Raw genomic sequence first — 12,800 nt, 5'->3', positions numbered from 1 at the left:
GAAATGCCGGCGATTGATCACCGGCATTTCCGCTTGTTGTTATGCTGTCAAAGCCAGGCTACTTAATCGGGGAGTCTATCGGCAAACCTGCCATATACCCATGTTCCAGCAACAGCACTGAGGAGTGTCACCGCCACCACGGTGAAGCCGGATCCTACTTGAGCAAAGAGAGGACCAGGACAAGCACCTGTTAGCGCCCAACCCAGACCAAAGATAAAACCTCCTATAATCTGCCCCTTCTTAAATTTCTTATCTGCGATTTTTACCGATTCACCATCTAAGGTTTTGATTTTAAACCTTTTGATCAACTGGATGGACACGGCACCCACCAATATTGCCGAACCTATCACTCCATACATAAAAAACGATTGCAAACGGAACATTTCCTGTATCCTGAACCAGGATATGATCTCCGCTTTTACAAACACGATCCCAAATAGGATGCCCAGAACCAGATATTTTAAGAGCCGTCCCCCCTTTTCATCGATTTTTCCCATATTGGGGGCGTCACAGGCTGTGGAACTTTCTTGTGTCTCTATTTTTTCCCTTACTTCCATTTTCTCAACTTGTTCAATTTTATTCATCCTTTTTACATTCACGTTGCCTATCCCACCCATGCCATGATAAACGGCAGCAACAAGTGGGTCATGACGAAACCACCCAGCATAAAGAATAGGGTCGCTACCAAAGAGGGCCATTGAAGGTTGCTGATGCCCATGATCGCATGACCGGAAGTACATCCTCCGGCATACCTGGTACCAAAACCTATCATAAAACCGCCGATCACAAAGAAAACCAGGCCTTTCAATGTGAAAAGATTATCCCAGGTAAAGATATCGGCAGGAAGCAGGCTCCCAAAATCGTGGATACCCAGTTTAGCCAGGTCTTCCTGGGTGCTTTCCGCGATGACGATGGTATCAGGGTTTGAAAGAAACACCGATGCAATCACACCGCCTATGAGGATTCCCAGCACAAACAGCAAATTCCAAATTTCCTTTTTCCAGTCATATTGAAAAAACGGAATGTTTTTGGGAAAGCATGCCGCACACAGGTGACGAAAGGAAGATGATATTCCAAACGATTTGTTGCCCAGCAGCAAGAGTGCCGGCACCGTAAGACCAGCCAAAGGTCCTGCTACATACCATGCCCACGGTTGTCTGATCCATTCAATTAATTGTTCCATTTTATTTCCGCATTATTTAATTTGTTTCTAATATATTAAAATCTAAAATCCATAATTAAGTTCAAATTCCAAAGATCAACCCGGTTTATCCTAAACCGGTCCGGAACCTCTCCAGGATGCCGCGCGGTTTTATTGACCACCAGCAATTTTAAATCCATTCCTTCGAGGTATCCACTGAAGGCATAATCCAGCGAGCCCGAAAAATGGTAGTAAGAAGGGATACCGTATTTGTTAAGATAAAAACTATTCAAATCAGGGCCTCTGACCGAGCTCATTCCTACATTACCCTTTAACCTATCCATGGCGGAGCTCCAACTGTATTTGATGGTCCATGCCGAGACGTCGCCGTTTCCTTCAAACCTTTCTCTGGGTAGGCTCGCAAAGAAATTTTCCCTGCCCCATTCTCTGGGAAACAGAAACCTGCCGTTACTTCCTATCCGGAGCATATTGAGTGAAAACCCATGGCTTTTATTGCTAAAACCTACTTTAAACCCATAACCATGGCTTTTTTCCCCTGGCATGATGTAAGTCTTACCGGAATCCGGGTTTCCTCCCTCATTTAACGCCATTTGATAAAACCCCTGCGCTCCCAATTCCAGACCTGTCTTACCAAAATCCATTTTTTTTTCCAACTGGCCAAAAGACAGGTTGAATACATTTTCAGCGGTATAGTTCCAAACTTGGGCCTTTTCAGACCGGTCCCCGACCCAGGAAATTCCCAGCACACCTATCCCTTTACTTTTTATATTTCCTTTGTAATCTGATGTTGTTCCGAAAGTGTTCCTTCCAAAAGGATAAACTCCAAATGAATTGCCGATGGTGTACCAATCCACCGTTCCTCTCATGGTCAGGTGACTGTACCATGCAGTGGTATATGACCATTTTCCCGGGTGAAAATGGAGTGTCAAGCCGCTAAAGACATTGGGCCTCATCCTATTATCCTGCTCATTCAGTAACGGCGTATTCACTTTTTGCCTTCCGAAAACCGCATGGAAATTTTTTCGAAGATAAGACAGGTACAAATGTTCCAGCCGGTCTAAACTCTTACGGTTTTTATAGTCATTCATATCATACAGCAATATTTCGTACCGGTTGATACTGCCGGTCCTTGGGTCAGTAACCCTCAGGTTGTTTTCAAACACTTGGAATACAAAGAAACCGCTGAAGCCAACATGGAAACCTTTAAAAGACGGGCTGTAATAGCCCAAACCCGCTCCTTGCGCCCATGAAGCATAATCCATCAGATCCCCTTTGTTGATGGTCTGCATGTAAAAGCTCCGCATATGAAATTCAAATTCCCCTGATTTGATTAATGAAGCCAATTTTCCATGTCCCGTCACGCTGTCGGCGGTATAATGTTTTTCCTGTGCCTGAAGCATGACAGGAAAAAATAACACCAACCACAGTAAACCTGTTTCCCTGGCAATCCGCAAACAACATCTTTCCTTTTTCATCTTCAGTGACTTCTATCACTTAGCCATTCCATTCAACATAAACGGCAAGGAAATCTCCTTGCCGTTTATATAATTCAGATGGTTAAAACCAATTGTTAAAGCAAAGTGGTCGGGCAGACATAATCCGACAAATCAAATTTAGCAGATGCTTTGATCGCGCTCAATCCACCTTTTACATCAATCAGATTATTATATCCCCTTGCTTTCATGATGGAGTTAAAGATCATCGACCTGTATCCTCCTGCACAATGCACGTAATAGGTTTTGTTTTTATCAATTTGAGCCATGTTTTCATTGATATAATCCAATGGAATGTTCTCGGCTCCCACCACGTGTTCGTTCTTGTATTCACTTAACTTTCTTATATCCAACAGACTGACATCACCTTGTTTGGCTTTAATGGCATCCAGCTCTTCAGCGGTCACTGTTTTGATTTCGTCCACTTCTTTACCCTCTGATCTCCATGAATCCAAGCCGCCTTCCAGATAACCCAAGGCGTGGTCATAACCTACCCTGGCCAATCTGGTCACTACCTCTTCTTCCCTGCCTTTATCCGCTACCACAAGGATTTCCTGCTTCACATCGGGCAAGAGCGTCCCTACCCATACTGCGAAGCTTCCGTCAATTCCGATATTGATGGAGTTGGGAATAAACCCTTTGGCAAAAATCTCGGGGGCCCTGGTGTCCAAAATCACGGCTCCGGTTTCATTGGCCACAGACTCAAACGCCGCAGGGCTAAGTGCCCGGCACCCTCTGTCCAACACCGCGTCGATGCTATCATACCCTTGTATGTTCATCATTACATTTTGAGGGAAATAAGCGGGCGGGGGCGTTAATCCGGTGATTACCTCTTTGATAAACGCCTCTCTGCTCATATCCTGCAAAGCGTAATTGGTTTTTTTCTGATTTCCCAGCGTATCTGAGGTCTCCTTGCTCATGTTTTTTCCACAGGCACTTCCTGCCCCGTGCGCGGGATATACGATCAGATCATCTGACAATGGCATGATTTTATTTCTCAAGGAATCGTATAAGTGGCTTGCCAGTTTCTCCTGTGTCAGGCCTTCTATTACCTTTTGCGCCAGATCGGGTCTTCCCACATCTCCAATAAACAAGGTATCTCCTGTAAATAACGCCTCCTCCTTACCTTCTTCATTGGTCAGCAAAAAGACTGAACTTTCCATAGTATGTCCAGGAGTATGGATCACTTTTATTTTCACCTGTCCTACCCTAAACTCCTGTCCATCTTCGGCTATGACCGCATCGAAACCCAGTTTCATGGTCGTTGGTCCGTATACAATGGTAGCACCTGTTTTAGCGGCCAGATCTTTATGTCCGGAGACAAAATCCGCATGGAAATGGGTCTCAAAAATGTATTTGATGACTGCTCCATTTCTTGCTGCTTTCTCTATATAAGGCTGCACTTCTCTCAAAGGATCAATGATAGCAGCTTCTCCCGCAGATTCGATGTAGTAAGCACCTTGTGCCAGACATCCGGTATATATTTGTTCTATTTTCATCTTTATATTTACTTTTGCGCCTGACTTTTTCAGGGCTTATGGTCAATCTGAATTCAACACAAAAGTAAAGCGGAACAACAACTACCTAAAGGACTTTTGTCACATAACGATGATGACGGAGCAAAATCACGCGCACAATGGATCTGGACGGGCAGAAAAAAAATGGATGATCATCTCCGCGCCTCAATGTGACCAAACGTTAAGAAGATTGACCTCCAGGTCTCAATGACCTGGAGGATTTGGTTGGATGAAGGATTTACTTCTTATTTTTCCCGTAGTGTTTTGGCAGCCTCCACCATTTCTGCCAAAGCTTTCCGGGTCTCTTCCCAACCCCTGGTTTTTAGACCGCAGTCCGGGTTAACCCACAGCTGCTTTTCCGGGATCACTTCTTTAGCCTTATTCAAAAGACCCACCATCTCCGCTTGTGTGGGCACTCTCGGTGAATGGATATCATACACCCCCGGCCCGATTTCATTGGGGTATTGGAATGCGGCAAATGCATCCAGCAGTTCCATCTGGGATCTTGAGCATTCGATGGTGATCACATCGGCATCCATTGCCGCAATTTCTTCTATAATATCGTTGAATTCGGAATAACACATATGGGTATGGATCTGGGTTTCGTCCCTAACACCACCGGCCGCAATCCGGAATGCCTTTACCGCCCAATCCAAATATGCTTTCCAATCAGCCTTCCGCAAAGGCAAGCCTTCCCTGATCGCTGGCTCATCAATTTGAATGATCTTTATCCCGGCTTTTTCCAGGTCCATCACCTCATCTCTGATGGCTAAAGCAATCTGCATACAGGTCTTCGAACGGGGTTGGTCATTCCGTACAAAACTCCACTGCAAAAGCGTCACCGGCCCTGTCAGCATTCCCTTTACAATTTTGGCAGTAAGAGACTGTGCATATTGAGACCAGACCACCGTCATGGGTTTCGGTCTGCTGACATCGCCATATATGATGGGAGGCTTTACACAGCGGCTTCCATAGCTCTGCACCCATCCGTTACTGGAAAAAGCAAAACCCTCAAGCTGTTCTCCAAAATACTCCACCATGTCATTCCGCTCAAACTCTCCGTGTACCAATACATCCAGACCAACCTGTTCCTGCCAGCGGATTACCCTTTCAGTTTCCTGTTTCAACAACGAGGTATATTCCGCCTCAGTAAGCTGTCCCTTTTTAAATTGAGCCCGCCAGGAACGGACCTCTTTTGTTTGCGGAAATGAACCTATCGTGGTGGTCGGGAACGAAGGCAATTCCAGAAACCGATGCTGCTTTTCTTTCCGGACAGCAAAGGAACTCATGCGGTGGGCATCTTTCGCAGCAAGGCTGGCTGCCCGCTGTTTTACCTGATCACTGTGAATCAGGGGAGACACCTTCCTGCTTTCGACAGCGGATTGGTTAAGAGCCAGCTTTTTCAGAGCAGCTGCATCTGTTCCGGAACAGATCAGTTGTTTGAGTGTGACCACTTCATCCAGTTTCTGCTTGGCGAATGCCAGCCAGCTTTTTATTTCGGGTGCCAATATTTTTTCATCAGTCTCCAAATCCAGGTCACAGGGTGAGTGAAGTAATGAGCAGGAAGGGGCGATCATTACCCTTCCCTCACCCAGCTTATTCACGGCCTTCCGGATCACCTCCATCGATCGTTGGAAATCATTTTTCCATACATTCCTGCCATCCACCAGACCTAAAGAAATGCTGGTCTTTTCCGGCAAGCTCTGAAGTACACTCTCCAACTGATCAGGGCATCGTACCAGATCAATGTGCAAAGCGCATATCGGCAATGAAGTTACCAATGGAAGGTTATCCCCCATCCCCTCAAAATAGGTGGCCAACATGGTCTTCAGAGATGGAAAGGATTTCTTTATGGTGTTGTACACATATTGAAAAGCGGCTTTTTCCCTTTCATTGAGATCCAGTACCAAATAAGGCTCATCCAGCTGCACCCATTCGACGCCGTTTTCTTCCAATTGTCCGAGAATATCCAGATATACCGGCAACAGGTTCTCGATCAAATCTATGCGGTTAAAACCCGGTTCCTTCTCTTTTCCTAAAAGCAAATAAGAAACCGGCCCTATTAGCACAGGCTTTGTTTTTATACCTAATTGTCTCGCTTCTTTTACTTCAGCAATGACCTTTGACGAAAAAAGCTTGAAAGCCTGGTCCTTTCGGAATTCGGGAACGATATAATGGTAGTTGGTATCAAACCACTTGGTCATTTCCATTGCGGTGACATCCAGCCCGTTTTTCTGATGGCCTCTCGCCATGGCAAAATACAGGTCCAGCTCCGAATGGGGTTTGTTTAGAATGATGTCGTGATATCGGTCCGGAATAGCCCCCACGGTGAGGGACATGTCCAGCACCTGATCATAAAAGGAAAAATCATTTACCGGAATCAGATCGATTCCGGCATTTTTTTGGATCAGCCAATTTTGTTGGCGAATGTTTTCCCCCGAATTGAGCAGCGCTTTGGCTGTCAAACTGCCTGCCCAGTAGGACTCACAGGCTTTTTTGAGTTCTCTGTTGCTACCAATGCGCGGGTAGCCGAGATTGTGCGTCAGCATTTTCTTTTAACTTTTAAATGATTGAATAATATTTAAAAGTCCTTTTTGCCAAACTTCTCAATGCTTTTTGGACCGAAACATAAGAAAGAAATGTATGGAAAAGACATACTGCATCCTGAGGAATCCCCGGGAATACGTAAATACACCATACCTGACCTAAGCTTCAGACCGCGAAAGCATTGTCAATTCGGAACAGGCAGGTCTCCTGACTTGTAACAGTTTTCACCGTCCTTCCCATTCCCCTCACAGTAGGAACAGTGGACATGCATGGATGAAAACCTTTGGAATGTTACTTACAGTTGCGCGACAGTTCGTGATTTGCACACGATTCCCTTTTAATACACCGCTAAGTGTAACCTTGCCCGGTTGATGAAGAATATAAGAAAGAACTTATCGGGGCGAATATACAATATATTTCCCGCGCCTCCTTGCAGCGCATTAAACTTTTATCTCCCCCAATTTGACCTCTGCCCCATAAAAACGCATGTGCCGACAACATGGACCGTTCTGTCCTGCTGGCACGACTCATTTCCAAAAAAATCCCCCAATCAAAACGGGGTTTTGGTGGTGAAAAGGGTCAGGCTCCCATCCGCATTGGGAATTTGTTTCAAATCGATTTACATACATGACAGCCTGCCGACCAGCGTCATGGCTTTCCGGACACAATCATCATCCATAATTGTTTCAGTTGCTGGTTTTCCGGGTAAGCCCGTAGAAGTTTTTCTATATAGGGCTTGGCCATTTCCAATTGTTCCTGCTGAACATGCAAAACGCCCAATGCATAGGACAGATCCAGGTTATTGGGATCCAGGTGTAAACCTTTCAGGTAAGTTTTTTCAGCCTGGTCGGGTTGGTCCAGCTGTTGGTATACAATTCCCAGGTTATAAAAAATCCGGGGGTTATCCTCCAATTCGGTAGCTTTGGACAAATATTCCGCAGCATCTTCCATCCTGTTTTCTTCCGCGTACAACAGACCCAGGGAATAATAAGCCCCTCCATATCCTGGTTCTTGTTCGATCACCGTCTTAAATAGATCAATGGCTTTTTCATTTTTTTGTAACCTGTTGTATAAATGGGCCAAATTCAATCTTGCGACATTAAAATGATCGTCAAATTTTATCGCTCTTAAATAGGCCGCCTCGGCCAAATGAAATTCTCCCGTCCGTTCAAAATACTGCCCTTTTTCAAACTGTCCTCCCGGAAAATCTGCCCTTACTGCCAAAGAAGCTTGGTATTCCTTGATGGCTTTGTCGAACCCGGTCCGGACTTCCGGCTTCATCTGTTCTTTTGGGACATCCGCCATAGCGCTGGCCGCTGCTATCCGTACCGTTCTTACTTTATCATTGAGCAAGGGCCCCAGATGCCGGAGTTTCTCCTCTGGTTCCAAGTCCCCTAACACAGTTGCTGCAGTATGCCTGACGATGTTTTCATTGCTTTTAAGGCTTCTGATTATTGCGGCTTTGGATTCCTGTGAAATGGTTTGGTCCAGATACCATATCGCCGTGGCCCTGACAATGGCAGGTTGTGTGCCGTCTTCAGAGAGATCAATCAACTTCGGAATGGCACTTTCCGATCCTGTACTGGCCTCAGTAAGTACTTCGGAATAGTGGGGTTTTCTTTCTGGACCAAATAATTTGATTATAGATTCCGCTGCCCAAGCAGCGCTTTGCTCTTCGTGACATTGATTGCAGGCATTTGGTGTATTGTATTTTACGCTGAGATCAGGACGTGGAACCCGGAAACTGTGGTCCCTTCTGAAATCGTTGCCCATATAGGTACGGCCCGGCATATGACAGCTGACACATGCTGAACCCGCTGTGTTGATGGCATGAAAATGATGGTCAGGCGTATCATATTTCTCCTTAACGTGGCATTGGCTGCACAAGGCATTCCCTATGGCTTTTAGTTCCAGGCTATGGGGGTTATGGCAGTCAGTACATTTTACCCCGTTTTGATACATTTTGCTCTGGACAAAAGACCCGTATACATATACCTCATCCCGTATCTGTCCGTCCGGAAAATAAATGTTGTCTCTCAAAATTTCAGGGGAATAATGATCCATGTATTCTCCCTCATGATTGAATGCTTCCGTGTGCTGCACTCTCCGGGAATGACAACGGGCACATTGATCGACCTGCTGTTTGGAGGTCAGGGAAGAGGTAAGGTAAAGCTGCACTTTTTCACCATATCCGCTGCCATCATAGTCAGGTGATGACACCCAATCAACATGCTTTTTCCCGGGGCCATGACAGGCTTCACAAGCCACATTGATAATGGAAAAAGTAGTATTGAAGATTTCAGATGCTTCATCAAAGTTCTTATGGACATTGGTAGAATGGCAATCAGCGCACATGGTGTTCCAATTAAGTCCTCCTCCTGTCCAGTGCATCCATTCGCCGGCTTCTATCCTATCCTTTGAATACAAGTCAAACCACTCCTTCTTTTCCACATCCCAGGCTGTTCTGAGACATTGCAATTTGCCGTCCGGAAATTTCACGATGTATTGTTGGAGCGGGGAAATACCATAAGTATATACGATCTCATAATCATGATAATTGCCATCTGCCCCCTCGGTATTCACATAATATTTCCCGCCGCTTTTGTAAAACCTACTTGTAACTCCCTGACTGGTAAAAGTAGTATTGAATTCTCCTTTGACTGAATGATCATGAGCCTCCATCATGGCTTGGTCATGATGAGAATACTGCCAATCTCTGAACGCTTGTGGGTGGCAGGATTGACAGGTTTGGGACCCCACGTAATCTTCATCGGTCAGTTTTCTTGGCTCTGCATCAAGGATGGGTTCTCTTGAACTGCATGACACAAATGAATAAACGATCTCCAGGACAAATATTAAAGTTATTGATATGATAAATATTTTTTTATACTTCATGGGAATAAAGGGGAGTTCCATCATGGTTGGGTAATTTTCAGTCAAAGAACCTACCCGGTTTGGAAAGTTAAGAACAAATCCATCTTTTCGGTAGCTTTTCTATTTCAAAAATAGATGATAAAAAACAGGAAAAAGCCGGCCAGTTGGATGATCAAAAATTCATATCCCATGACAGTCCCCCTTATGACGGCATAATTAAAACCTACCTGAGCAAATAAAAAATATTATCAGTAACTTTCAGAAAAAACTGCCATGATCAAGCACCTGTTATATCTGATGATCCTACTCGCACTCCCCGCCATGGCTCAAAATAAAGCAAAGGAAATTCTCTATGTGGGTACCTTTTCCGAAAATGACAGCAAAGGTATCTATGTGATGGAATTTGACAGAAACACTTTAAATTTTAAAGAAATCCAGACCATCCATGACCGAAAAAGCCCAAGCTTTATCACCATTCATCCCAACAAAAAGTACCTCTATGCGGCATACAGAGAAGGAACCGGTGACCAGGATCCAAATGGAACCGTCATAGCGTATGTGATCAAATCGGACAATGGGGAATTGGAAAAGATAAATGAGGTCTCCTCTCGCGGGGCCGGTCCATGTCATATAAGTGTTGACCCTGCAGGTTCCACGGTTTTTGTGTCTCATTACCAAGGGGGAAACCTGGCTTCTTTTAAAATTCTGGATAACGGCGGTATCAGCGAGGCCGCTTCTTTTATCCAGCATGAGGGCAGTAGCAAACATCCCGAAAGACAGGCAGGTCCGCACATGCATTCGATGATTCCTTCCAGAGATGGCCAATTTGTCTACGCTTCCGATTTAGGATTGGATAAGATCATGATATACCGATTGACTCCCTCGGAGAGCACGCTTTCTTTAGCTACTCCTTCTTATGCCGGAAGCGCGGCTGGCGCGGGACCAAGGCATTTTGTGATTCACCCGCATTTGCCTTATGCCTACTCGGTGGAAGAACTTTCCAATACAGTGGCCATTTTTAAAGTTGATCCCCAAAGCGGTGCCTTATCTCCCATCGATCGTGTCAATATGTTGTCTGATCAAATCCGCACCGATTTCAATGCCGCAGCCGATATTCATATTTCAAAAAATGGCAAGTGGCTGTACGCCAGTAACCGTGGTCAAAATAACCTGGCCTGCTATGAGATCAACAGCAAGAACGGCACCTTGACGTTGAAGGGACATATTGATTCCGGAGGCGAACATCCCAGAAATTTCAAAATAGATGATAAGGGTGAATTTGTATTTGTCGCCAATATGAATTCAGATAATGTGGTGGTGTTTTCCCATGATCCCCAGACCGGCATGCTTACGCCTACTGGAAAATCCATTCATATTCCCCGGGCAGTGTGTGTCGAGCAGTTATCTTTGGACAGGTAACCAAAAAGCCACTCTTCTTTTAAGGCCCCTTCTTCTAGATAACCCATAGCGGATGGCATCCTATTTCCTAAGTATACAAGATCAGTGATTCATTCTAGATAATAGTTTAGTGTTTTATCAGATAACATACCGATGTGCGCTGCCAATACTTCCGTTGTTGCCCAAAAAGAACTGTGGCTCATGTTACGAAAACGCTGCTATTTTATGGTCTCCTAGATTGCAGGATAGTTTACCCCGAATACCCCAGGCTGCAATTCCCTTCTGACGCCCTTTGTGGCGAGTCTTTTAACCATACCGCTGGGTAATAATTTCATCAACCAATAAGAAATTTTATTTCCAGCGCCGGGTATGATGATGGATTTGCCTTCCAAAGTCCGCCGTAATGAGATGGCTGCTATCTTGCACGTACTTAACAGACAGCATCTCGCCAGCAGTCCTTGCCGGATTATTCTCCTTGAAGTAGCTAAGTTGGTCAACATAGGACCGGGATGAACAGAGGAAAACGAGATTCCGGCATACCTGTATTCTTCCCTCAATCCTTGGGTAAGGAAATATAAAAACACTTTGGATGCTGGATAAACATGTTTGTATCCTATAGGACAAAATGCCGCCATACTGGAAATGTTCATCACATAGGACCTTCTCCCAGATGCTTTCAATGCCGGCATCAAAAGTCTGGTCAACATTGATGTGGCCCTGATATTCAGTTTCAGGACCAAATCTATGTATTCGACCGGAGAGCGTTCAAACTCTCCCGTACCTCCACAACCTGCATTGTTTATCAATATATCCAGCGGTCCCTTTTTACAGACGTGCTCAGCCAGTTCATATATTTTGTATTCGTCTGTCAGGTCATATTCATAAGTTTCCACTTCCACGCCATAATCTTCGATAATCTGATCTGCCAATCCCTGTATGTTGGACTGTGGTAAGGCCACCAATATCAGGTTATATTGCTTCTTGGCACATGCGAGGGCCAGTTCTTTTCCCAATCCTTTACTCGCCCCTGTGATCAATGCTGTTTTTTTATCTGTAGTCATAACTATGTGGTATTTTTTTCCAAAATCGCGCGCAGGTTTTCCATCGATTTCCAAAGGTTCTTACGGATCACCGGGTCTACTATCCATCTGGGCAGGGACTTATCAGGAACAGAGATAATATGATAACTCAGGATATAATGTCTCCCCTCCCGTTGCAATATCCATTTACCTTCCAATCCCGTAATTTTCTCATAATTCGCATCATGCGGGAAAATATCTGAATGGGAAGATTTGAAATACACCATCATTTTATCACCATAGCTTATAGAATGGTTCGTGAAATAACACGCACGATCAGACAGGGGAAATGGTAAATCATATTGGATATAACTGATCCATTTGTCTTTCCCGGTGATCATGATCCGGTAATCCGTTGAATTCACGTTCCAGGCCCTGCCCATATTTTCATCCATCAACGTACGGAGAAAATTTGCAGGGTCTGTAGACACAGTCATGACTATTCTGACTTCTCTTCTATCTGTTTTTCCCTCACTTTTGACCCAACGCTCGGCCAACTCCATCCCATTATCCTTTCTGATGACCAAAAAATCCTCTGGCTTCCCTCCTGCTCCGATATCCCCGGCAAAGAGCTGGAATATTCCCATCATCAGATGCAAAATCATGAGTATCATAAATTGCTATTTAGATTGACTGGAAAAACCCCAAGTTCCTCCTATATGGTAAGGACAACCCACAGCGCGTTTACCCTATACTATAGGTAGAAAAAAATCGATATGGTAATGACTCG

9 protein-coding genes and 1 riboswitch are annotated in these 12,800 nt (G+C 44.8%); of the genes, 1 reads left to right on the top strand and 8 read right to left on the bottom strand.

The annotated features are described in order from the left end of the window. Positions 1–62: 62 nt before the first annotated feature. The 6 genes from ACFPFU_RS12500 to ACFPFU_RS12475 all read right to left on the bottom strand — a co-directional run bounded on the left by ACFPFU_RS12500 (position 63) and on the right by ACFPFU_RS12475 (position 9,638). Positions 63–557 (bottom strand): DUF6691 family protein, encoded by a 495-nt coding sequence (locus ACFPFU_RS12500; protein ID WP_377065207.1) that lies wholly within the window; start codon positions 555–557, stop codon positions 63–65. Positions 558–604: 47 nt separating this feature from the next. Beyond that, positions 605–1,183, bottom strand: coding sequence for a YeeE/YedE family protein (locus ACFPFU_RS12495; protein WP_377064965.1), 579 nt, complete (start codon positions 1,181–1,183; stop codon positions 605–607). A gap of 35 nt (positions 1,184–1,218) precedes the next feature. Beyond that, a complete protein-coding gene (locus ACFPFU_RS12490) occupies positions 1,219–2,637 on the bottom strand; it encodes a hypothetical protein (protein ID WP_377064963.1) in 1,419 nt (472 codons plus the stop codon). Between the two features lie 95 nt (positions 2,638–2,732). Further along, entirely contained in the window at positions 2,733–4,154 is a 1,422-nt protein-coding gene (locus ACFPFU_RS12485) for an MBL fold metallo-hydrolase (RefSeq protein WP_377064961.1), read from the bottom strand. A 263-nt stretch (positions 4,155–4,417) separates the two neighbouring features. After that, positions 4,418–6,721 carry a 5-methyltetrahydropteroyltriglutamate--homocysteine S-methyltransferase gene (gene metE, locus ACFPFU_RS12480; RefSeq protein ID WP_377064959.1) on the bottom strand — a complete coding sequence of 768 codons (2,304 nt, stop codon included), beginning with the start codon at positions 6,719–6,721 and terminating at the stop codon, positions 4,418–4,420. Between the two features lie 178 nt (positions 6,722–6,899). Further along, a riboswitch (cobalamin riboswitch) is annotated at positions 6,900–7,097 on the bottom strand. Positions 7,098–7,367: 270 nt separating this feature from the next. After that, entirely contained in the window at positions 7,368–9,638 is a 2,271-nt protein-coding gene (locus ACFPFU_RS12475) for a tetratricopeptide repeat protein (protein WP_377064957.1), read from the bottom strand. Between the two features lie 228 nt (positions 9,639–9,866). Here ACFPFU_RS12475 and ACFPFU_RS12470 point away from each other — a divergent pair, with 228 nt between their 5' ends. Next, positions 9,867–11,012 (top strand): lactonase family protein, encoded by a 1,146-nt coding sequence (locus tag ACFPFU_RS12470; RefSeq protein ID WP_377064955.1) that lies wholly within the window; start codon positions 9,867–9,869, stop codon positions 11,010–11,012. A gap of 212 nt (positions 11,013–11,224) precedes the next feature. On the opposite strand, the gene ACFPFU_RS12465 is transcribed toward ACFPFU_RS12470, so the two are convergent. Beyond that, complete coding sequence (locus ACFPFU_RS12465; protein ID WP_377064953.1) at positions 11,225–12,052, bottom strand: SDR family NAD(P)-dependent oxidoreductase; 828 nt, start codon at positions 12,050–12,052, stop codon at positions 11,225–11,227. Positions 12,053–12,054: 2 nt separating this feature from the next. Beyond that, positions 12,055–12,684 carry an SRPBCC family protein gene (locus tag ACFPFU_RS12460; protein WP_377064951.1) on the bottom strand — a complete coding sequence of 210 codons (630 nt, stop codon included), beginning with the start codon at positions 12,682–12,684 and terminating at the stop codon, positions 12,055–12,057. Positions 12,685–12,800 lie beyond the last annotated feature (116 nt).

It is taken from the genome of Negadavirga shengliensis (genome assembly GCF_042652345.1).
In the GTDB taxonomy this organism is placed as follows: Bacteria; Bacteroidota; Bacteroidia; order Cytophagales; family Cyclobacteriaceae; genus Negadavirga; species Negadavirga shengliensis.
Note: the sequence above shows the minus strand (reverse complement) of the source record. Positions and strands in the feature narration are given on the sequence as shown.